The 23353-nt window shown below is 43.1% G+C and carries 20 protein-coding genes; 8 read left to right on the forward strand and 12 right to left on the reverse strand.

Annotation, left to right across the window (positions count from 1 at the left end):
- Positions 1-264: 264 nt before the first annotated feature.
- Together Q0541_RS32860 and Q0541_RS32865 are read right to left on the reverse strand one after the other, a co-directional pair.
- Positions 265-3576 carry an efflux RND transporter permease subunit gene (locus Q0541_RS32860; protein ID WP_298920984.1) on the reverse strand — a complete coding sequence of 1104 codons (3312 nt, stop codon included), beginning with the start codon at positions 3574-3576 and terminating at the stop codon, positions 265-267.
- A gap of 75 nt (positions 3577-3651) precedes the next feature.
- The gene (locus tag Q0541_RS32865) at positions 3652-5160 is read right to left on the reverse strand and encodes an efflux RND transporter periplasmic adaptor subunit (protein ID WP_298920986.1); all 1509 of its coding nucleotides are present in this window, start codon (positions 5158-5160) and stop codon (positions 3652-3654) included.
- A 70-nt stretch (positions 5161-5230) separates the two neighbouring features.
- Between Q0541_RS32865 and Q0541_RS32870 the strand changes: the two genes are divergently transcribed.
- From Q0541_RS32870 to Q0541_RS32885, 4 genes are all read left to right on the forward strand, one after another.
- On the forward strand, positions 5231-5380 hold the full coding sequence (locus Q0541_RS32870) for a hypothetical protein (protein WP_298920989.1): 150 nt from the start codon (positions 5231-5233) through the stop codon (positions 5378-5380).
- A gap of 306 nt (positions 5381-5686) precedes the next feature.
- Positions 5687-6229, forward strand: a complete 543-nt coding sequence (locus tag Q0541_RS32875) for a phycobiliprotein lyase (RefSeq protein WP_298920992.1) — start codon at positions 5687-5689, stop codon at positions 6227-6229.
- 266 nt (positions 6230-6495) lie between these two features.
- The gene (locus Q0541_RS32880) at positions 6496-6819 is read left to right on the forward strand and encodes an RNA-binding protein (protein ID WP_298920994.1); all 324 of its coding nucleotides are present in this window, start codon (positions 6496-6498) and stop codon (positions 6817-6819) included.
- Positions 6820-7087: 268 nt separating this feature from the next.
- Positions 7088-7582: a hypothetical protein gene (locus Q0541_RS32885; protein WP_298920996.1), complete on the forward strand. Its 495-nt coding sequence runs from the start codon at positions 7088-7090 to the stop codon at positions 7580-7582.
- 62 nt (positions 7583-7644) lie between these two features.
- On the opposite strand, the gene Q0541_RS32890 is transcribed toward Q0541_RS32885, so the two are convergent.
- Complete coding sequence (locus tag Q0541_RS32890; protein WP_298920998.1) at positions 7645-9357, reverse strand: diflavin flavoprotein; 1713 nt, start codon at positions 9355-9357, stop codon at positions 7645-7647.
- Between the two features lie 160 nt (positions 9358-9517).
- Entirely contained in the window at positions 9518-11242 is a 1725-nt protein-coding gene (locus Q0541_RS32895) for a diflavin flavoprotein (RefSeq protein ID WP_298921000.1), read from the reverse strand.
- A gap of 110 nt (positions 11243-11352) precedes the next feature.
- On the opposite strand from Q0541_RS32895, the gene Q0541_RS32900 reads away from it, so the two are divergent.
- Together Q0541_RS32900 and Q0541_RS32905 are read left to right on the forward strand one after the other, a co-directional pair.
- Complete coding sequence (locus Q0541_RS32900) at positions 11353-12201, forward strand: pantothenate kinase (RefSeq protein WP_298921002.1); 849 nt, start codon at positions 11353-11355, stop codon at positions 12199-12201.
- 379 nt (positions 12202-12580) lie between these two features.
- Positions 12581-12946 (forward strand): hypothetical protein, encoded by a 366-nt coding sequence (locus Q0541_RS32905; RefSeq protein ID WP_298921004.1) that lies wholly within the window; start codon positions 12581-12583, stop codon positions 12944-12946.
- Positions 12947-13000: 54 nt separating this feature from the next.
- On the opposite strand, the gene Q0541_RS32910 is transcribed toward Q0541_RS32905, so the two are convergent.
- Together Q0541_RS32910 and Q0541_RS32915 are read right to left on the reverse strand one after the other, a co-directional pair.
- On the reverse strand, positions 13001-13816 hold the full coding sequence (locus Q0541_RS32910; RefSeq protein WP_298921006.1) for an alpha/beta hydrolase: 816 nt from the start codon (positions 13814-13816) through the stop codon (positions 13001-13003).
- Between the two features lie 83 nt (positions 13817-13899).
- Positions 13900-14394, reverse strand: coding sequence for an NUDIX hydrolase (locus Q0541_RS32915; protein WP_298921009.1), 495 nt, complete (start codon positions 14392-14394; stop codon positions 13900-13902).
- Positions 14395-15687: 1293 nt separating this feature from the next.
- Here Q0541_RS32915 and Q0541_RS32920 point away from each other — a divergent pair.
- Entirely contained in the window at positions 15688-15852 is a 165-nt protein-coding gene (locus Q0541_RS32920) for a hypothetical protein (RefSeq protein WP_167407613.1), read from the forward strand.
- 70 nt (positions 15853-15922) lie between these two features.
- On the opposite strand, the gene argH is transcribed toward Q0541_RS32920, so the two are convergent.
- The 6 genes from argH to trmD all read right to left on the reverse strand — a co-directional run bounded on the left by argH (position 15923) and on the right by trmD (position 21904).
- Entirely contained in the window at positions 15923-17311 is a 1389-nt protein-coding gene (argH, locus tag Q0541_RS32925) for an argininosuccinate lyase (RefSeq protein ID WP_298921026.1), read from the reverse strand.
- A gap of 75 nt (positions 17312-17386) precedes the next feature.
- Positions 17387-17593, reverse strand: coding sequence for a hypothetical protein (locus tag Q0541_RS32930; protein ID WP_298921028.1), 207 nt, complete (start codon positions 17591-17593; stop codon positions 17387-17389).
- Between the two features lie 105 nt (positions 17594-17698).
- A complete protein-coding gene (gene larB, locus Q0541_RS32935) occupies positions 17699-18487 on the reverse strand; it encodes a nickel pincer cofactor biosynthesis protein LarB (protein WP_298921030.1) in 789 nt (262 codons plus the stop codon).
- 77 nt (positions 18488-18564) lie between these two features.
- Positions 18565-20349 carry an ABC transporter substrate-binding protein gene (locus Q0541_RS32940; RefSeq protein ID WP_298921033.1) on the reverse strand — a complete coding sequence of 595 codons (1785 nt, stop codon included), beginning with the start codon at positions 20347-20349 and terminating at the stop codon, positions 18565-18567.
- 242 nt (positions 20350-20591) lie between these two features.
- On the reverse strand, positions 20592-21077 hold the full coding sequence (gene ispF / locus Q0541_RS32945; RefSeq protein ID WP_298921036.1) for a 2-C-methyl-D-erythritol 2,4-cyclodiphosphate synthase: 486 nt from the start codon (positions 21075-21077) through the stop codon (positions 20592-20594).
- Between the two features lie 110 nt (positions 21078-21187).
- Positions 21188-21904 carry a tRNA (guanosine(37)-N1)-methyltransferase TrmD gene (trmD, locus tag Q0541_RS32950; protein ID WP_298921038.1) on the reverse strand — a complete coding sequence of 239 codons (717 nt, stop codon included), beginning with the start codon at positions 21902-21904 and terminating at the stop codon, positions 21188-21190.
- A 537-nt stretch (positions 21905-22441) separates the two neighbouring features.
- On the opposite strand from trmD, the gene Q0541_RS32955 reads away from it, so the two are divergent.
- The gene (locus Q0541_RS32955) at positions 22442-23305 is read left to right on the forward strand and encodes a cyanophycinase (RefSeq protein ID WP_094348499.1); all 864 of its coding nucleotides are present in this window, start codon (positions 22442-22444) and stop codon (positions 23303-23305) included.
- The last annotated feature ends 48 nt before the right edge of the window (positions 23306-23353 follow it).

A 23353-nucleotide genomic window follows, 5' to 3' on the forward strand; every position in this document is an offset into this window, starting at 1 on the left:
CGTCCTTTGCGGTTCGTTTTTTCATGATTTTGCGTAAGTCCTGAACTATTTTAAATAAGGTGTTCTTCCTTCTCCCCCTTTCCCTACCTACGTGTACACAGAGTTTATGCGAATAGCCCAAAGAAACCTCACCCTGGTTATGCTACGCGAAACCTGTCCCTCTCCTTAGTAAGGAGAGGGATGTCCGTCAGGACAGGGTGAGGTTTTTGTTTTGAGTAATTGATAAACTCTGTACACTGTTTTGCGTTAATCCCTATCAGGGATTCAAATAAATTTTTTCGTAAATCTACGTAACCGGATAAACACTGGCTTCGCCCAATTCCCACCTAGCAAATCGTGCAGCAGGATATAAAAACAGGGGATGATAAATAATGTCAGCATTGTTGCGATCGCCATCCCGAAGAAAACTACAATTCCTAAAGGCTGCAAAAATTCAGAACCTTCGCCAATGCCCAACGCTAAAGGAAACAGTCCCAAGATAGTGGTGACTGTGGTCATGATAATTGGGCGCAAGCGTTGAGGAGCAGCTTTCATGATCGCAATTTGGCGAGTACAACCTTCTTCTTCCCGAATTTGGTTTGCCAGTTCTACCATTAGAATCCCTGCGTTCACGACAATTCCCACCAGCAGCACGACACCAACAATTACAGTTGCGCCAATTGCAGTTTTGGTAATGTAAAGTCCAAAAATTCCCCCAGCTAACGCCAGTGGTACGGTGAACATAATTACCAATGGGTCAATCAGCGAATTGTATTGCACCGCCATAACTACAAAGATTAAAAACGTTGCCAACGCCCCCAAAGTTTTTAAAGCATCCTGAAGTTGCTGATTAGTTTCTTGGGCAGAACTAGGCACAATTGAAACGCCATCAGGTAAGTCTACATCCTTGAGTACCTCGTTGACTTCTGCGATCGCTTCACCAAGACTAGCTCCCTCACTGAGATTACCTGCCACAATAAAAGCTTGGCGCTGATTAATCCGTTGCACCTCACCAGGTGCTTGACCTTCTTGAATCTTCGCCACATCTGAAAGGCGGATTAGTTGATTGTTTTCTGTAAATAGCGGTAATTGCTCTAGCTGGGAAGGACGCTGGATGGCTTGTTTATTTAGCTGCACCCGCACGTCAACTAAACGATTACCGCGTTGAATTTGCGTAGGAACTGAACCTTCAATTGCTGTTTGAACTGTTGCACCAATTTGCCCGGCGCTCAACCCTAAAGCCGAAACCCTTTCCCAGTCGGGGCGAATTTGGATTTCCGGTTGTCGGGGGTCGGCATCTGGTCGGAATGTCGCTAATTTTGCCCTTTCTTGTAATGCTTGCAGTACTTGAGCGCCTGCTTGCGTTAAGTTTTCTTCGTTCTCACCTTGCAGAACCACGTCAACTTCTGACCCTTGCACTGGAGAATTACTCAAGATTAAACCCCGCACCTGACCAGGATTGAGGCGTAGCAGAATTCCTGCTAAGTTGAGTTTGTTAAATTCTTGAGTTACTTTTTTGACGAAAGCTTCGACATCTGTGCCTGGTTTCAGATTGATGGTACTACTGGCACGTAAAGGATTTTCTGTAGTACTGCTGCCAAATAAATTACCACCCACAGTTGTGAAAGCAGACTCGGTTTCTGGTTGTTTGAGCAAAATGTCATCGACAATTTGCATAACTTTTTCAGAAGTTGCTAAAGGTGTACCGGGCGGAAACTGCGCTCTCAAGGTAGCTTGACCAGTACTGATGCGGGGTAAAATTTCTTGGGGAATTTGACCAAACATAAAGAAGCTACTGCCGCCTAAAATTAGCAAAGCAGCAGTTACTACGAGGAGCCGATAGCGTAAAACTTTGGTTAAGAAGTTACCGTATCCCCGCGTAGCGTCTTCAAATCGGTGATTAAACTGTCTAAGCAGCCAAAATTCACTAATCCGACTAGACCAGGGAATTCCTAAAAGTCGAGAAGACAGCATCGGCACTACTGTAATCGCAACCACAAGCGATGCTGCGACTGCGAAGCTAATTGTCAAAATCAGTTCATTAAATAGCAGTGCAATAAAGCCGCCAATTAAGAGGAATGGCACTACAGAAACTAAGTTGGCACCTGTAGCAGCAACTAAAGCAGATTCTACTTCTTGGGAAGCAGTAGTCGCACTGTCTATAAAGAATTTGGAATTTCTCCCCTTCTTTTCTGCTCCTCTGCCCCCCTGCTCCCCTGCCTCCATCTCTCTTTGATTGGGAGTCATCCCCGCTTTTTCGGAAATGTTCTCCAAGATCACAACCGATGTATCAATTGCTTGACCGACTCCTAATGTCAGACCTGCCAAACTAAAAACATTCAAAGTCAAGCCAAATATTCTCATTAAAGCGATCGCCGCCAGAGTACACAGCGGAATCGTCAAACTGATAATGAATGTTTGCCTGAATGATCCCAAAAATAACAACACAGCTGCTGCTGCTAACAATGCCCCTGAAATCCCCGAAAAGATGACATCATTTAAAGAATTGCGGATGAAGACAGATTCATCTGTGGTGGGACTTAAAGTCATGTCTGCTGGAATTAAACCCGATTGTCGTAATTGTTCAATTCGCCGCTTAACAGCATCTACAACTGTGATTGTGTTGGCTTCAGGCTGCTTTTGGACTGAAAATTTCACCGCAGGCTGACGATTCAGATAAACAAATACTCGCTGTTCTTCTGTATCGTCAATTACCTCAGCAAAGTCTCGCAAATAAACGCGGCGGGAAGGTGCAGGGGTAGTGGTAGTGGTAGTGGTATTAGTGGTATTACTGGTATTAGCACTAGCAGGAGAAGAAACTTCCAAGGAAAGGTTTTCAATTTCCTTGGCATTTTGGAAACGTCCTACAATCCGAGTCAATGGCTCAGAATTTTGTCCCAGAATCCGACCACCAGAAGTATCTTGGTTACGGGCTGTTAATTCATTTAATACATCATTTAACCCGACACCCAAAGCTTGCAATCGGTTTAAGTCAACAAGCACTCGTACTTCTTCCTCAGCGCCACCAGATACATCAACTGAGGCGACCCCTGGCACAACACTGAGTTCACGCGTTAACTCTTCATCAGCAAATACGCGTAACTCTTTACCTGGCAATGAAGCAGAGGTCAGCGCCAATTCATAAACCGGCAATTGGGAAGGATCAACTTTGAATAAGCGTGGCTCCTCTATCGTATCTGGTAGTTGTCCTCGATTTCGGTTAAAAGCAGCAGTTGCATCGTTTAGAGCTTGGTCAATATCGCCCCCTGGTTGGAAGTATAAATCGAGGCTTACCTGTCCTTCGCGGGTGCGGGAGAAAACTTGCACTACATTCTCGGTTGCAGCTAAAGCTTCTTCCAAGGGTCTGGTGATTTCATCTACTGCTACTTCTGGTGAAATACCAGGGGCTTCTAGCCGAACGCCAATTCGAGGATAAGTAATTGACGGTAGCAGATCGACTTGGATAGTTGTGAGAAAAAATACCCCAATGACAATTACTGCCACGGTAAGCATGAGTGTGCCAATGTGTTGGCGGATAGCGATCGCACTAAGGCTAAATCCGCCATTGCCATTATTATTATTATTTACCTGTTGCATGATCCTAAGTGATAAGTGCTAAGTGCTGACTACTGAGTACTTTTTTCATTAGTATGGTGGTTATTGCTCACCCTACTATTGCTTTTCTGAAAGAATTGAAAGACTTACAGTGTCACCTTCTTTTAACGGCTTACCACTACGAACAACATAGCGTTCTCCCGCTTGCAAACCGGATAAAATTTCCACTCTCCCATCAGCCCTTTTTCCCAACATTACGGTTCGTGCTGTTACCTGCGTTTTGCCTTCTGTGTCTTTGACGACAAATATTGCTCCACTTTGGTCTTGTGACTTTGCCTCTGTTATTCCAGATGTGTTAGATGGAGAAGAGTCCTGCCTTACATTTGTTTGCGTCTCCCCTGTACCCTTGGAGTTCTTACTGCCTGCTTTCTGAATAGCTGTTTGCGGCACTATAACCCGTTGTTGTGTCTGGTTTTCAAAATTGACTCGCGCCAGCAGTCCACTGCCAATCTTGCCTTGAGTGTTGGGAATCACTACCTCTACAGGTATCAAGCGAGCTGTGGCATCGGCTGCTGGAGAAATGCGCGTAACTTTGCCAATTAATGCTTGATCCGGGAAGGCATCTAAGCGTACTTGTACAGACTGTCCAACTTGAATTTGTGCCAGTTCTAATTCCGAAACTTGGACGACGACTTTAACACGGTTAAAATCGCCAATTTTTAAGACTTCATTACCTGCTTGCAGAAGATTGCCGGGTTCTGTCACCTTTTGTGTGACTACGCCAGTGATGGGGGATGTGAGTTGAGCGTAAGACCTGCGTTCTTTGGTTTGGGCAACTAATGCCTGTTGGGCCAATACTCTGCCTTGAGCAGCAGCGACGGCTTGCTGTTCTGTACGGACTTGTTCTTGAGCTGCCCGCAGCGCCTGGGCGGCTGTTTGCGCCTGGGTACGTGCCCGTTGAGCGACTTGTTCAGCGATCGCTCCAGCTTTGAATAGATTTTGTTGGCGTTGTGAGTCTGCCTGAGCTTGTACCACTTCTAGCCGTGCCCGTTCAACGTTTGCACGGGCATTGCTTACCTGATTGGTAGCCCTAGCTACTTCTGATTTCAGGGCTGCTAGTTCTGCTTCTGCTTGCTTTAATTCGGTCAAAAGTATGGCCTCATCTAACTGCCCGATGTTTTGTCCAAGCTTTACCGGATCGCCCACATCTAAGTTCAAAGCCAATAACCGGGCTTCCACCTGCGATCGCACTGATACAATCCGAAAGGGTGTTGTATTACCTGTATATTCTGGTTGTTTTTGCAGCAAATCAGTTCGAGCGATCGCCACATCTACAGCTGTTGCACTACCACCACGTTGTCCACTACCAGGACTTTGAGATTCTGCATCAGCCGATTCCTTGGGCAGTGATCCGCAAGCCATCAGCAGTCCTACGCCCAGCAAACAGGGAATCAATAATATTGATGCAAAAGGAGAAGACACCTTTGTGTGAACGCTACTCTTTACATCTGCGACAGCCAGATCAGTCTTCACAACTGAATCTAACAGGGTATTAATTACCTGGTTAGCGGCTGCGAAAGGTGAGATTTTCGCCTGCTTTTGCGGCTTATTTCTGTCCAAAATCATTTAGTTTTCTCCTATTTGGGGAGCTTTTGGGATTAAACAGCCGTGCATTACCAAGTAATTTTGAGACATTATGACCAATGAAAAGCGGCGAGAGTCAATTAACTATCTTCTTGCAGAATTATGTATCAAAAATTACTTTTTATCGCAAAAAATTCTCACCACTTTAACTCATTACATCGAGGAGGCAATTTTTTCGCTGACGATGCAATTATTAATTTAGTATAAATACTTTTAAATTTATTGCAATCTGCCCTTAGTAGAAGACTTGCGTTTCCTGAAGATATCGCACTTTCACGCCCCTACTTCTAAAATGGGCAGTATCAAATAACTATATTTGTGCTTACATACCAAAACTTAACTATAGCAAAATGCCTAGTAATTTTTACGGTTAATTAGATATATTAAGAATAGTAAAGATAAATTGCTTTTATTGACGCTGTAATATTTCGATCAAGCAATTGCATATACAGCAAAGAAAAGACCGATATCTACTACAGCCACAAATCTTAAATGAGGAAAGTTACGAGTGACATCATTATTAAAAATTGTCCAAACTACAGATGAATCCCAGATTTCGGAATTTTTCCAGGAATCAGCGGGTAAGTGGCGATCGCAACGACGCTATTACACCCTACCTCAGGGAGAAACCAAGGAGATGGAGAGTATAGTTACGATCAATTTTCTAGAGCAGGGCTGTGATGAATTGCAAAACCTAGCTCAGATACATGATTTGCCTGATACAGTCAGTTTGATCTGTGGTGCAGCAGTTACATGGGAAAGTACTGATGTGGCCAAGGCCAGGAAAGAGTCGCAAGGTTCAACGATATTTGGGGCTATGGGAAACATTTTGTATCGCGATCGCGGTTTTGCCATATCCAAACCAGTCACCGCCCAGTATTATTTCTCCAACCCGAAAACACTGTGTTTGCGAACTGAATACAACGGTTCAGTGTTTGAAGAAGAGTTAAAGCTAATTGGCAGCAAATACCGCACCAGACAGACCATCATCTCGCGTGCTGGTGAACAGTTGATGATTGGTCAATATTTAGAAAAGAGAGTGGAGGATTAGTTTATCGGGTGGGTATGGCTGGCAGCTATAGCTTCACCCGTTTTGGTAGTACCCAGCACTTAACTATTAACTGCTATATAACTTTTTATAACATTTTGTCAAACTTTACTCTAGAAAATTAGTTGCCATGTCATCATGGGAAGTGAAATGAGAATTAATTCGGCGACAGTGTTTGTTTTTAGTATTGACAGGCTTTTTCCTCTTGGTATTACAGACTTCTCTCCGAAATCTAAATCTCTACAAACTTATGATTTTGGAGACATTTAATGTCAATTTACGTTGGTAACCTCTCCTATGAAGTTACACAAGATGCGCTGAGTGCTGTTTTTGCAGAATATGGTGCTGTAAAGCGTGTTCAGTTGCCTACTGACCGTGAAACAGGTCGTTTACGCGGCTTTGCTTTCGTGGAAATGAGTTCAGAAGATGAAGAAACAAAAGCTATTGAAGCTCTTGATGGGGCTGAATGGCTGGGTCGTGACCTGAAAGTAAATAAGGCCAAGCCCAGAGAAGACCGAGGTGGTTCCTTCGGTGGTGGTGGTAATCGTGGTGGCGGTGGTGGCGGCGGCGGCTACAACCGTGGTCGCTACTAAGCTAAATAGGCGAAAGCAACTTAGTTGAATCTAGAAAAGGCTCAGGCAGCAATGCTTGAGCCTTTTCTATGCAAAAACTTGAACTATGAATAATTTCGGATAGTTGCTAATCAGAACCGCACCTATGATTCTCTAAAAAAACTTTAGCGGGTTTTGGAGTGTATGCCGGCGAAGCCCCAAGTTTTGCCTCACGGGGTAAATATATGTCCTTTAGTGTCCGTTGCAGTTAATGTTGATTGGACACACTAATGCACGCTCGGAGAATTGAATGCGCTTTGGTTTTTTTACTTTATGTGTTCTGGCACTAGCGACAACTTCTGGGCACGCGGCTCAGTCTCCCAAGATCCCAGTACTGGTGATGACCAGCCCAGATTCAGCTGATGCCAACTACGAAGATAAATGCAGCAACGGCGGCAACCTTGACCAGTTTAATCGCGATAAGTTTCTTTTACTTATGCTTGCTGATAAAAAATCAAAGCTATCTCAACTGAAAGTAGCTCTCCTCAATGAAATTAAACAAAGTGGTGATGAGCCACGAGGCGAGGGTGTCCATATTGGTGAATGGAATCAAACCTTCCATGACCGAAGTGGTTGTGGCACAAACACTAACAGTTACTCAGCATTTGTTGTCACCGTTACTGGTGGAAATGCAAACCATACGGTCGTGAAATACCTAGTCACGATTGATGACGACGATACCTCCGGCAAAAGAACCCTCAAAATCCGCGACATCCGCCCAATTAACCTACGAAATGATAACTGACCGTTTATGCGGTCATAGAGGACGGATTTAACAATTCCGTACTTATCAGGAAGTTGGGCTAATTAATAATGAGTTGCCGACTTGCGATGATGCACGGCTGTAACACCATCTTGATTTAGCACTTTACCACTCTCAACGGTTGCATAAACCAACCAATGATCGCCAGATTCCATCCGGTTTTGTACGGAACATTCTAGATATGCTAATGCATCGGTAAGTATGGGAGAACCGCTTTCAGTTTCTTGGGTGGCAACATCTGCAAATCGGTCTTGTGCTGGGCCAAAGGGTTTGAGGAAGTGCTTCATCAACCCCAAGTGATTACCTTCTTTGAGGATATTGAGGACAAATTTATTGCCGGAGTGTGTCAGTGTTTCTACTGCGCGGTCTTTAGCTACAGCTATGGTTAAACCAGGGGGACTAAAGCTGGCTTGAGCCACCCAAGAGGCTAACATGGCACTGGAGCGATCGCCTTCTTTTGCTGTGAGAACACAAAGAGAACCGACAATCCGACCAACTGCTTGTTCTACACTTGTTGCTGGTTGCCTTGGCGATCGCACTTTTCTAGCTTTTTTCAGTGCTTGAGCAAAATCGGTTCCAGCTTCTTCACACAATTGTAAGGTGGCATCGTTGGGTTTGAATTTTACGCGGATGGTGTCAAAACCAAACCGATAGCCAGCATCTTTCAATTTACCTTCGATTAAATCAACCGCTTCCCCACTCCAGCCAAACGAACCAAAAACACCAGCGAGTTTATTGTTAGTAGCAGTGGATAGCACAATTCCTAAAGCTGTTTGCACGGGTGTGGGTGCATGACCGCCGAGGGTAGGAGAACCCATGATGAAACCACCCGCTTTTTCCACAGCAGCCCGAATTTCTTCTGGTTCAGTAAATTCGCAGTTAATCGATTCTACAGCAACGCCAGCTTTTGTGATCCCACGAGCGATCGCTTGGGCTAATGTGGCTGTATTCCCGTAAGCTGATGCATAAATCAACGCTACTGTCAAGTCAGCAGATGTTTGCTGTTGACTCCATTCCCGATAAGCTTTGGTCAGGTCGATTAAGCCATAGCGCACCAAAGGCCCGTGTCCATTGGCATACATTCGCACGGGAAAATCGGCAAGTTTATCCAGCGCTGTTTCAACTTGACGGGCATGGGGAGCCATCAGGCAATCAAAATAATAGCGCCGATCTTCGTTATATATTTCCCAACCTTCATCAAATACCTGGTCACCGCAAACATGCGCCCCAAATAATTTATCTGTGTAGAGAATTTCTGTTTGCGGGTCGTAGGTGCAAAGTTGATCTGCATAGCGGGGATTGGGGGTAGGAATAAATTGTAAATTATGCCCATTGCCCAAATCTAGAGTTTCTTCGCCTCGCATGACAAGAATTTGCAAATCTGGATTTTCCAGCGCCCCACGTAAATTTTTTGCCCCCGGATTAGAACAAACAAAAGTGATTTGCGGGGCAATTTCCAACAAAGCTTTTAAAGTCGCAGCGCGGTTGGGGTTGACATGTCCCAAAATTACATAATCTAACTCTTCGACATGGAAACGCTGCTGTAAAGCTTCTAAATAAATTTGCGTAAACGTTTCCCCTGGAGGGTCAATGATAGCAGTTTTCTCGCTTTCTATTAAATAAGAATTGGCAGTTGTACCCTTAGCTAGAGCATATTCAATTTCAAATCTGAGCCTTGACCAACTGCGCGATCGCAATATTCTTGTATCTGTAGCTATTGGATAAACTTGAACGTCACGGGGTTTATTTGTTGACATGGCTGAAAGAATTTTAGATTTTAGATTTTAGATTTTGGATTGTTAATTAAACATCCAAATTCTGGATATTAAGTAGAGAGGGCCATCCTACACAAATGCTTTATTGAATGTTTATGGATTTGGGATTATTAATCTAAAATCCCAAATCCTAAATCCCAAATTAATAGTGGTTTCCGACTTTACGGTGATGCACAGCAGTCAAAGCATCTGGCTTAGAAACCCGTCCGGCGTAGACGGTGCTATATACTGCCCAATGGTCGCCGCAGTCCATTCTACTGACGACTTCGCACTCCATGTAGGCGAGGGCGTCGTTGAGGATGGGGGCACCATTTTCGGCTGGCTGGGTTCTCACACCTTCAAAGCGATCGGCACCAGGGGCGAACCGCTTCAAAAAGTGCTTCATTAGTGGTTGGAAATTACCTTGTTCTAAGATATTAAGAACAAAGCGATCGCCTACTTGCATGAGTGATTCAATTGCCCGATCTTTGGCTACTGCAATGGAAAATCCCAAGGGTTTGAAGCTGGCTTGATTCACCCAAGAGGCTAGCATGGCACTGGAAACATCACCTTTTTTAGCAGTGATAATATATAGTCCGCCGCTGAGTCTACCGAGTGCTTTATCCAAGTCAGCACTTAGAGATTTCATGACTTTGATACTGCGATCGCGTGTTACCCATTGACCTAAGTCTGTACCCGCTTCTTCACACAGCTTGTAGGTATTTTCTGTGGGTGTTTGTTTAATCCGAATTGCTGGAAAAACTGTTGTCAAACCCAAATTGCGGAATTTACTCACCAAAGGATCTATCGGCTCATCATCGCCACCGCCAGTTTCAAACACGCCGATGGCTTGCTTTTCTTTGGCAGATCCTAAAACTGTGCTGAGTGCAGCTTGGATGCTAGCAGCGCCAGAAGCCGGAGGTAGACCAACAACCAGTCCAGTACAGCGGCTAACTAGTTCCCGCAGTTCTTGTAAATCGACTTCAGATCCCAAATCGACAATTTCCACGGCGACACCAGTTTTACCGATACCGTTGGCAATTGCTTGCGCGAGGCGATCGCTATATCCGTATTCTGAAACGTAAAATATCCCAATTGTTGTTTCTGCCTTGGTTTGTGTTTGGCTCCAAGTGCGGTAACGTCCAGTTAGTTCCTCAACATTGTGGGATAATAATGGCCCGTGTCCTGTGGCAATCATCTTAATGGTTTTTAGTTCCGCCATCCGCTTCAGGGCAGATAAAACTGACCGGGCATTCGGCCCCATCAAGCAATCGTAGTAATAATGAAAGTCTTCTTCGATAGCCGCCAAGTTTTCATCAAAGGTACTATCTGAGCAATAGTGTAGCCCAAAGGCATCGCAGGTATAGAGAATTTTGGTTTTGTGGTCAAAGCTGAAAATAGTATCTGGCCAATGTAAATTTGGGGCAATCACGAATTCAAATTCATGACCATTGCCCAAATCTAAGCGATCGCCATTTTTCACAATCCGCCGTTTGAATGGCTGATGTACCAAATCCTCAAGAAACTGAATCGCCACCTTAGAGCCGACAACGGTAATTTCTGGAGCCATTTGCAGCAAATCTTTCACTAAGCCGCTGTGGTCTGGCTCGGTGTGGCTGATAATCAAATAATCAATCTCTGTTGGCTTGATTAGTCCGGTAAGCGTATCAAAGTATAGTTGACGAAACTTTTCGTGGGAGGTATCAACTAAGGCAGTCTGCTCCCCACGGATGATAAACGAGTTATAAGTAGTACCGTTTTGCAGACCAAACTCAATATCGAAGCGATCGCGATCCCAATCCAAAGAGCGAATAGCCGTCGTCTCTTGAGCGATTTCCACAGTCTGTATGGTGAGCCGTTTTTCAGTTTTTTCGGTGAGCGCTACCATAACTCCCCTCCTTGACAAATTGAGTATTTATTCCCCTAGTTTTATTGTTACATGCCTTGAATGTTAATTTTTATTAAAAAACCTATGACTGACTTAAAAAAGTTAAAACAGTGAAACCCTATAAGCACCCAGAACACACAAAGAATGTATGGCTAGCTTTGGAAATTGGGAATTCTCGGCTGCATTGGGCATTATTTCTAGGCGAGACACTTTCCTCAGCTTGGGATACCGACTATATACCTGAGTCTGTTATACAGCAGTTGGCTAAGTGTCAAACCCTGAATGATTTACTAGAGAAAATTTTGCCACCCGATCAGAGAACTGATGAACAACAAAGACATGCAGACAATTCCTTCCCCGCGTCACCGCCTCTCCTCCTCATAGCCTCTGTAGTTCCCAGCCAAACTGCTATTTGGCAAACTTATCCCAATGTTCGTGTTATTAGCTTAGACCAAGTACCACTCAAAGGTATGTATTCCACATTAGGAATTGATCGCGCTTTAGCTTTGTGGGGTGCGGGGAAAACTTGGGGTTTTCCAATGTTGGTGATTGATGCTGGGACAACACTGACTTTTACGGCTGCGGATGCTAATCAATGTCTGATTGGAGGTGCAATTCTGCCAGGAATAGGTTTGCAATTTGCGACTCTCGGTCAACAAACAGGACAATTACCATTAGTAGAAATGCAAAATTTTGCGTTTCTACCACCACATTTTGCACTTAATACTACAGAAGCAATTCAAAGTGGAGTAATTTACACATTAATAGCTGGAGTCAAAGATTTTATTGAGGCGTGGTGGCAATTATTTACTAATGGGAAGGTTGCGATTAAAGGGGGCGATCGCACTTTATTAGGAAATTATTTGCAAGTTTTATATCCTGAAATAGCAGCACCTTTAATTGTGGAACAAAATTTAATTCTTTGGGGAATGCGGGAAATAATAATGCTTGATGGGTAAGTCAACTGACCCAATTAAGTATTTTGCAGCACCAAAAAATTAAAATTTAGGTCTTGTTAAACAACACCGACAGTTAACAACGTTGCAGCTTACTTCATTACGATCGCAGGGGCGAGTAATTACAATGTTGGCAAACAGTTAAATATTGGTATTGAGTCACAAGATAACCAACATTCTTTTACAAACGGAACTTTTGTCGAGAATATCTGGACTAATCCTGTAGGTGGGTCAGAATTTAAGAATTACAGTGGAACTGCACCTGTAGCCGCAGAAAATAATAACCGTGGCTGGTATTCGCTTTGGTTTCCTATACAAAATGGGAACCCAAACACTATTCAATTGTTACGTCCTTAAGAGATTGTAATTAACAGAGTAAAAGATGAAAAAGCTTTTGTTTTTATGTATTTTGGCGATTGGTATCACAATTCCAACGACATCATTATTAACGCAAAATTCAGTAGATAACCCAGATAACAGTGATCCTCCGGGATTGAGAAGACCCCCTGAATTAAACCACCCTATTATTCCTGAGCCACCGTCACCAACAACGCCGACAGAATATCTTTACCCAGATAACAGCGCAAAACCCGTTTTGCAGATGATTACAAAAGAACGTGCAATTGGACAATTACGACAAGGTTTGAATCTCAAAAATGCACGGCTTGTAACTTACGCCGATTACATCAAATTTAAAAGTAAACTTGGCGGCGATAGCATCGAAAACGCTCAAGTACTGTTTAATTAATATAAATAAACGTTTTTTTATAGATATAAGTTTTCTGAACCCGCTTGACTCTAATTAGTAGTTCCCTTTAATAAAATCTCGAATCTCGATCGCCACGACTCCAGCACAAGATTCTGGTAAATCGTTTCCGGCATGGGTAATCATTTTCAACTCGACTTTTGGCATTAGTTGAGCATAAACCCGGCTCTTGGCTAAAGCATCTAGTGTATCTTGGCCACCTTGTAAAATAAAAACTGGGACATCGATCATGTAAAGTCGCTTTTGCACTAATTCCGCTTCAATTTCTGCTTGTCGCCGTTTGAAAAGTAACTGGCAACCTATAGGATACGGCAATAGCGCTTGACGCAGCTCCAAGTCTTGGGCAATTTTTTCATGCCAACCTAAGATTTTAGTCAAAGGAGTGAGCGATCGCAACAATTTAACTATTAATGGTGGATAGTTGAGTAATCGCCGCATCTTTTGATAATGCTGTTCTTGCCCTACTATTTCTACGCCCTCTGGTGCTAGCAGTACCAAACCATTAACTTTCTCTGGATACTTTAAAGCATAGCTAGCAGCAATCCAACCCCCAAGAGAATGCCCTACTAAATACACCTTTTCTAGCTTGACAGCTTGCACAAATTCAGCTAAACATTCCACTTGTAAATCTATCGAATGGTGGATATTAGGATTCTCTGACTCACCAAACCCTAACAAATCAGGTGCGAAGCAATGGAAATCTTGTGCAAGAGACTCCATCACAGATAACCATTGACTGCTTTCATTCCAAGCACCATGTAAGAAAATTATAGGAGTTTTTTCACCGACTTCACGCCAGAATATCAGCCCTTGAGAGAGCTTTCTCCGCGAGTTACGGAATAGTGTACCCATTTTATTTAGTAGTTAACTTTTAGCACCATAATTAATAGTTATTAGCATCTGACAAAAGACAAATGACTAATGACAAAATATTATTATGCCAATGTTGTCAAGCCTTTCAAGTAGTCTTGCAACTGCCGAGTATGATCGTGAGACATTTGTCCTAAAGGTAGAAAATTGGGACAGAAAGCTTGGATTTCCATGACTTCTAAAGTATCCTGAATTTCCATTGTCCCATGTACCTCAGCTTCAACCACAATACAAATTGAGTGGATTCTGGGATCACGGTCTGGTGCGGAGTAAACTCCTACCAAACGGTTAATTTTCGCCAATTCTAGCCCGGTTTCCTCCATCAATTCCCGGTGGACTGTGTTGGGAATATCTTCTCCCCAATCTACTATCCCTCCAGGCAATGCCCAAAGACCATCATCACGTCGCCGGATCAGTACTATCTGACCATCAGGTAAAATTGGGATGATACTAGTGCCAGTAATGGGATGACGAAATATGATACCCAATACTGTTTGTCCAATACGCCATAAGCTACGTGTGGACTGCACAGCTGCCGGAAAAAAAGCAATAACGTTCAATCTTTAAAATTTCTCTGTTGTATTCTATAGTTCCCTACCACTTACATAGACTCAACTAATAAAAATTTTGTTGAGTTTTGTTTTATACAAAAATGTTTGTGGTTTGAGATTTTATTCTGACGATTTACGTAGAATATTATTAATATTAACATCAAGTTTCAATAGAGGCACTGTATTAATATATACATAATATTTTTAAGTTAGAAAACTTTTCAGTTTATAACTAACATTAGCCTTGCCCAAACCAGCTATCACTAATAGTTTTTCAGCACACATTCAAAAAATTAATCTGAATAATAAGTCTAAATTCTGAATTCTGAAGAGACAATTAAGCGGCGTTTGACATTGCGACCTAATTCTTGATAATGTTGAACCTATCCCATTAAAAATATTTTGTAAATTCAGATGTAGATGATAGCAAGATCAATAAATGCTTCAAAATAAAGCTTTCGACGCTCCCATCTAAGTCTCTCAAGAGTTAATTAGCTTGTAATAAGGGCTGAAGCCCTGGTTACATGCAACTTAAATGCTGATTAGCTTAAGAGGTTGTTTGAAAAGTCTAATTTATTACTTGCCTTGGCGACTGGAAGTCGCAACTACACGAGACTTTACCCACCTTCCCTACGGGACGCTGCGTAAACGTGGGTTAAAAACCTTGCTTTTTGATTAGTCCAGGAAGGTGGACAATGCTAGTGTAGTAGCGAATTCTATTCGCCCAATACTTTTCAAACATCCTCTAAGCTTAATATACGAAAACTCTCTATAAGAACTGCGATCGCTTTTGGCGTCTCAAAAGCGATCGCACAACTTCTATGAAAAATCTCGCTCTACTATGTTGCACAAATAGGGCAAAACGTTAAGCTCATCCCACCCCCAAAAGGAGTCGGTAATCGAGCGCCGACTTTTTGTAAATTTTGCTTGTATCTATTCCACTTTATTTCACTTTGCGTTGAATGATGAAGGTGAAAGCAATGTATTCGATTTAGGTCTAACGAATACTGAATTTTATTAGTGGGATAGCTTCTTGATTGGTTTGTTCTAAGAACAACAACTAGTTAGCTCATTTACATCTCTTTGACGTATTTTAATCTAAAAAAAGGTATTTTTGGTCTAGCTGGTGGGGATAATTCTAAATTTTTATTGACATAACAAGTTGAATGCGGTAGGCTAGTAAATTGTTTAAAGCGTATTGATTGCTGCACTAGGCTACAAGTATATCAATAACATTGGTAGCTGATATTGCCTACGTGATGCCTAGTTGCGACTTTTTTGTTGTTTATTAATGAGGTGAACATGGCCAAGCGCCGTAACCCGAAAAAAGAAAAGGCGCTACGGAACCAGGCGTATGCCAGAAAGTTTCGTAAACGGACTACGACAGGAAGAATGCAGAGAAGGTTCCAACAAAGACCACCGAAGAGTGAAGAAGAAGAAGGCGCAGCAGCAGCTGACACTGAATAAGTTGTCTGCTTAAATCCTTGTTATTTAGATTATTTATTTTTTAGGGCGCACATTTGTACGCCCTTATTTATTACTCGACAACAATTTGAGCGCGGGCGGCTATAAGTGCTTTACTTACCTGTACAAAGCCAGTACCACCGTAACTGTTACGGGCTGCCACAACTTGACGGGGGGATATCGCCTCATAAATATCTGCTGCAAATGCCGGATGTAGTTGTTGCCACTCTTCCAATGTCAAATCTTTCAGGAGTTTACCTGCGGTAATGCTAGTTTTTACCACCTTACCCACAAGGTTGTAAGCTTCTCGGAAAGGGACGCCCCGTGCTGCCAGATAATCTGCTACATCGGTAGCATTGGAAAAATCTTCCGCTACAGCTTCTGCTAACCGCTGGGTACGAAATTCCAAGCCTTCCCTAAGCAAAATCGTCATCGCTTCTAGAGAGGCTTTGACTGTGTTGACGCTATCAAATAGACCTTCTTTATCTTCTTGCAGGTCTTTGTTATATGCCAAGGGTAGCCCCTTCATAATCACTAACATCGCCTGAAGATGACCGAATACACGTCCCGTTTTCCCCCGCACCAATTCTGGCACATCGGGATTTTTCTTTTGGGGCATGATACTGGAACCCGTGGCACAGCTATCTTTGAGGGTGACAAAGCGGAATTCTTCAGATGACCAAAGAATGACTTCTTCTGCAAGGCGGCTGAGGTGAACCATAATCAAGCTAGCAGCACACAAGAATTCGATCGCAAAATCGCGATCGCTGACTCCATCAAGGCTATTAGCATAAATATCCTCAAAATCCAAGAGTTTGGCTGTGTAGTGGCGATCAATCGGGAAAGTCGTTCCCGCTAAAGCACCGCACCCCAAAGGTGAGATATTCACGCGGCGAGAAACATCTCCTAAGCGTTCCCAGTCCCGTTGCGCCATTTGAAAGTATGCCAAGAGGTGGTGAGCTAAACTCAGGGGTTGGGCGCGTTGTAGGTGAGTATAGCCAGGAATCAGGGTTTCAACGTGCTTTTCGGCTATATCCAGTAAAACACCTTGAAATTCGCGCAATTCGCTTTTGATTTGTTGGATTTGGTCGCGCAGGTAGAGTCTGGTATCGGTGCCAACTTGGTCATTACGCGATCGCGCCGTATGCAGCTTTTTACCCACATCGCCGACAATTTCTGTCAGTCGTCGTTCAACTGCAAAATGGACATCTTCAGCATCGACACCAGGCTGAAATTTCCCCTGGCGGTACTCTTGGCGAATTTGTTCTAAACCTGCAACCAGTTGCTCTCCTTCTTCTTGGGAGATAATGCCCGTGTGAGCTAGCATTTTGGCATGAGCTTGAGAACCAGTGATGTCATATTCTATTAATTCAATATCAAAACTTATACTGGCATTAAAACGAGCGATCGCCGGATGTAAAGCTGATTCAAATCGCTGACTCCAAGTTTGTTCTTTGGTCATAAATATCAGGGGAGTGGGCATCAATTTTGGATTCTAGATTAATCATCAATCTAAAATCCAAAATCCAAAATTGCTTTAACCGTAGCTAGTCAGATTCCGAATCATATAGCCAATGACTAAACCAATCAACAATGCCCACACTTGACCTGTTTGTATAAAATGGCTCCAAGATTTTTGAATCTGACCCATAACGTCTGGGTCGGTAATTGTTGGTGCTACTGCTGTTAAATTTACAGGCAAATGCCAAAGTAACTGAGATGTCAAATCGCTGTAATTGCTCATCTTTGGTGATTAAGAAGTTAGGGGTGGCAAATTTCAGTATCAGTTTTTTTACAGAAATTACTGATAATCTACTGAAATATTTGGATATAACTTTAATGTCTTAACTCAAGATGCAGGCGATGCCAACCGCAATTTCTCGGCTGTTCGCAAAATTTGCCCCGCCAAAACTGCTGCGCCAAAACCATTATCGATATTTACTACGCCTACTCCCGCTGCACAAGAGTTAAGCATTGTCAATAAAGGTGCTAAACCGCCAAAACTTGCGCCATAACCAATGCTAGTGGGTACGGCAATCACGGGACAACTCGCTAAACCAGCGACAACACTAGGTAAAGCGCCTTCCATCCCTGCCACGACAATCAACACCGATGCTGACTCAATCAGGTGACGGTTACTCAGCAAACGGTGAATCCCAGCAACGCCAACATCCCAGAGGCGCTGGACGCGAAAACCAGAAAGTTCAGCAGTTATAGCTGCTTCTTCAGCAACGGGTAAATCAGCAGTACCAGCAGAAAGAATGCCAATTTCACCCCAGAATTGTGGTTCGATGGTGGGGGGAGCGATCGCACAAATTCGCGCCGATTCGTAATATCGCAAACCGCTAACTTTTGATTGCAGTGCGGCATAAATTGCTGGTTCAATGCGAGTTGCCATCACCACCGGGTTACGAAGGCGCATTACTTCCATAATTTGAGCAATTTGATCAGGCGTCTTACCAGGGCCCCAAATCACCTCTGGGAAACCAGTTCTTAGCTGGCGATGATGGTCGATTTTGGCAAACTGACCTACAGATTCATAAGTTAAGTCTTTGAGTGAGTCTAATGCCGTATCTGGCGTAACTTTACCATTGGCAACCGCTTCAAGGAGCGATCGCAAAGCTTTTTCATCGGTCATTAGTCGTTTGTCCTTTGTGCTTTGTTATTTATAATTAGCCATTAGTTAATGGACAACTAATGACTAATGACTAATGACTAATCAATTGCTTTAATTTCATAAATGTTCCATAATGCGCCACCAAGGGCGGAGAATCTGATACCTTCAAAACGATTACGTACAGCTGACAGTGACAAGGGGTTAACTAGATAAATAAACGGTAAATTTTCCTGGGTAATCCGTTGGGTTTCGGCATAAATTTCTTTTCGCTTCGCTTCGTCTAACTCCCTTGCTCCTTTAATATAAAGCTTACCAATTTCTGCTTCCCAAGGAGCCACCTCCCGACCCTCAATTGGCTTTTGTCCTGCTTGGGGTTTTTGATTAAACATATGCAATCCACCTTCGGGAGACCAGACGTTAGCCCCATCATTCGGTTCTAATCCACCTGTCAAACCCAGCATCGAAGCTTCCCAGTCTAAGGAGTTAGAAAGCTTATCTGTATAAGTATTCCATGCCAGTGGAGTGAAATCGACTTGAATCCCGATTTTACTCAAGTCTTGTTTAATCTGCGAGCCAATTGCTTCGCGGATCTTGTTCCCAGCATTAGTGAATAACGAGAAGCGGACGCGGTTCCCCTGAGCATCTATTAGTTGGTTTTTGTCGTTATATTTGAATCCTGCTTTTAATAGCAGTTCTTTCGCTTTTTGCGTATCGTAATTATAAACTTTTAACCCTTCCTTAGGTGAAAGGTAATAGGGGCTTTGCACAGAAATTGATGAATCTTGTGGAGTACCTAAACCGCGAAAAGTGTTGTTAATCATTGTTTGGCGATCAATAGTATAAGCTACTGCCTGCCGAAATTCCACAGTGTTGAACCAACTCGACTTTACTGGATTTACCAGGGGTTTTCCATCCCTTTTACCTTTATTCAAATTAAACAAAATAAACGTCGTACCAGTTGCTGGTCCACCATTGTAAATTTTAAAATTACCCTGTTTTTCTTGCCCCTTCAGCAAAGAAAAGTATTCTGGTGAAACTCCTTCAGTATCTAAACTGCCAGAACGAAATTGTAGCAGTGAAGTATCTGTTGATTCCACAATTGGCCACACTATCCGTTCAATATAAGGTTGGGGTTCTCCTTTTGGCCCTTTGCGCCAATAGGAAGGGTTGCGTCGGAAAATTACACGTTGACTTGTGTCATAGCGCTCTAACTTATAAGGACCGTTGACAACAATTTGATCGGGAGGAGTATCAACGCCCCACATTGATAGAAATATTGGCTTACCCTCCTGGTCTTTTGTATTTACAGATTTTTCTAAGCTATGGGCAGGTAAAATTGGTAATCCGATAGTTTGCAAGAACGGCGCAAACGGTTCTGGATTAGTAAATTTAACTCTTTGATTATCGATTTTTTCCACCTTAGGAAATGCCCGACTTTCACCAATTCGTAGGACATCTCTAGCATCTGTGGGAATTGCCTCATTTAGGTAAATTTTATTATAGGTAAACACCACATCATCTACTGTTAGTGGTTGTCCATCAGACCATTTCAATCCCTCACGCAAAGTAAAAATAAACTGCAATTTATCATCAGAAATTTGCCACGATTCTGCTAAGTCTGGCTCTATTTTGCCAGATATGGGGTTTTGGGTAGTTAATCCCTCATAAATTAGACCAAAAACATTGGGAATCTCTTGACTGAGCGGGTAGTTAAAGGTTTTGGGGTCACTGAGAATACTATCTACTAATTGAGATACTTGAGCGGCTGTGCTTTTGAAATTAGCTGGGTTGCAGGCGGTAACTGTAACTGCTATTGCTGAAGTCAAAATTATTGGCAACCAAAAATGTTTAATTGCTAAAAATATTGTTCTCAAAAACTTCATAATTTCAATACATGAATAGTGTAATTAATGTGATTGAGATTGTCGCCAACCAAGGAAGTTTTGGGTTTTATTGAAATCCTGAATGCCAATATCTCAGAAAACCTTTATAACTTCACGTTTGCCAAATTCATTGGAATTATATCTGAAAAATATTTTTACTTCATCTGGATGTAAGCGTGCATGGTGAACTACACACTCTATAATCAATGATTAAATAGCTTCACTGATGCACCAAAGAAAAGTTACTCTGAAGCAACTAGCAAGACAACAGCATAAGCACATATACCTTCTTCACGTCCAACGGGACCTAATTTTTCGTTGGTGGTAGCTTTAATGCCAATTTGATTCGGTTGTAATTCTAAAACAGCAGCTAGTTTGTCGCGCATGTTGTGAATATGCGGTTTTAATTTTGGACGTTCTGCTACTACCACTGAGTCAATATTTCCCACCTGCCAGCCTTGATCCCGAATCAGTTGATCTACTTGAGTTAATAGTACTAAACTATCTGCTCCTGACCATTGGGGATCGCTAGGCGGAAAATAATGACCAATATCTCCTAAAGATAATGCCCCAAGCATGGCATCCATAATTGCGTGCGTTAATACATCAGCGTCACTGTGACCTAATAAACCCAGTTCATGGGGAATTTGAATTCCGCCTAAAATCAAAGCGCGATCGCTTACCAATTGGTGAATATCGTAGCCGTTACCAATCCGAATTTTTGTCATTTGTTATTTATTATTGGGGATTGTTTAGTAGTTATTTTCAATCTCCTTCATCTTCCCCTGCTCCCCCTGGTTACTGAGCGCAGTCGTAAAGCCTGCGGCATAGCTACGCCCTAAGCGCCAGCCTCTGGTAGAGTTGTATGCTCCTCCTGCTCCAATTTTTTCAAAAGATCAGGGCGGCGATCGCGGGTTTTTTGAATTTGTTGTTCGTAACGCCACCGGGCGATCGCAGCGTGATTTCCACTGAGCAATACATCAGGCACTTTCAAACCGCGAAAATTGGCAGGACGAGTATATTGGGGATAGTCCAACAACCCCTCCTCAAAACTTTCTGCTGTCAGGGACTCTGTTTTGGCAACGGTTCCTGGTATTAGTCGCACTACGCCATTAATCAAAGCCATTGCTGGAATTTCGCCGCCAGTCAGAATAAAATCGCCTAAAGATACTTCCCGAGTTACCAAATGCAGCACCCTCTCATCCACTCCTTCGTAATGCCCGCAAATAACTACTAACTGGTCATAATTTGTCACCAATTCTTTCAAAAGAGGTTGATTGATTATTTGACCCTGTGGACTCATCAAAATTATTTCTCTTCGGGGTAGAGTTGGCAGCGACTCCACAGCGGTAAAAATAGGTTCTGGTTTCATTAGCATCCCTACGCCGCCACCGTAGGGTTCATCATCCACCTTCCGGTGTTTATCAGTGGTAAAGTCCCGTGGATTAATCAGATGCACTTGGGCAATCTGTTTGGCTAAGGCTTTACTCAGTAACCCAGAATTGAGAACAGAGTTAAAACAGTCAGGAAAAAGTGTAACTATATCAAAGCGCACAGTTATTCGTATTCGAGGACACTAATCTTAAATTTGGATGTCTAGCAAACACCGCCAAGCCAAGGTCGAGTCAAACTCCAGTTAAACTTTATCAATAGTATCTAAAACTACCAGGCCTCTTGGATTTTAGATGGGATCAAAAGTTTTTCTAATTACTTAATTTATGTTTAAATGTTGTCACAAGTACATTTAAATTAATAATCATATCAAGTTAACAACTTCCAGGATGCATCGAGCCAGCCTCAGAAAAAAGCATAGTCTTAACTGCTCGTCCCCAGCCCCAGAGGAGGAATCTAGCCCCCTAAAGACTATTTTGCCCTGCTGCAAGTGGACAGGTGAAAAACAAGGCCCTGGCTTTGAGGATGGGAACAAAGACGTTTAGACTGAGGCAACGCGAGCGTTAAGCGAGAATTTGGAGAGTGGCTGACTCAGTTCCAAACTTCCAAAAAGTGTCCTATCAAAGAAGCAAAGCGCAAAAATCATGGCTGCAACTGATCCTTGTTAAATTCACCTGAAGTTGTTGACAGGAGAAACAAAATGCCGCAATTACAAGCTAAATCGCTGGAAATGAGGACACCCCAAGCAACTAAAACCGCCGTTCTAGTTATCGGAGGCGCAGAAGACAAAGTTCATGGGCGCGAAATCCTACGAACTTTTTTTGGACGTGCCGGTGCTAGTAAGGCTTATATTACAATTATTCCATCTGCCTCTCGCGAACCCGCCATCATCGGTGGTCGGTATATTCGCATTTTTGAAGAAATGGGTGCCCAGAAGGTAGAAATTTTAGACATCCGCGAACGGGAACAGTGTGAAGCCTCCCAAATCAAAGCATCCTTAGAAGCCTGTAGTGGGGTATTTTTGACAGGAGGAGACCAGCTGCGTCTCTGTGGGGTATTGGCAGATACACCAGCAATGGAAATTATTCGGCAGCGAGTCAGGGCGGGGCAACTTACCTTAGCAGGCACCAGTGCCGGAGCGGCAGTAATGGGGCATCATATGATTGCTGGCGGCGGTAGTGGAGAGACGCCAAATCGTTCCCTAGTCGATATGGCAACGGGTTTGGGATTTATTCCGGAAGTAATCGTTGACCAACACTTTCACAACCGGAATCGCATGGGGCGGCTGATTAGTGCGATCGCAGCTCATCCTGATCGCTTAGGTATTGGCATTGACGAAGATACTTGTGCAGTGTTTGAACGTGATGGTTGGCTACAAGTTATGGGTAAAGGCAGTGTCACCATTGTTGATCCCACTGAACTCACCCACACTAACGAACCCCATGTTGGTGCTAATGAACCATTAACCGTGCATAATTTACGTCTCCATATCCTCAGCTATGGCGATCGCTTCCATTTGTACCAGCGCACTGTATTGCCTGCTGTACATCGAATCTCCAGCTGACGGGATAGAGTATCTGAGGTTACACTGAGTTGACCGCAAATTTTAGAT

Origin of the sequence: uncultured Nostoc sp. (genome assembly GCF_937863485.1) — a bacterium.
Taxonomy (GTDB): domain Bacteria; phylum Cyanobacteriota; class Cyanobacteriia; order Cyanobacteriales; family Nostocaceae; genus Nostoc.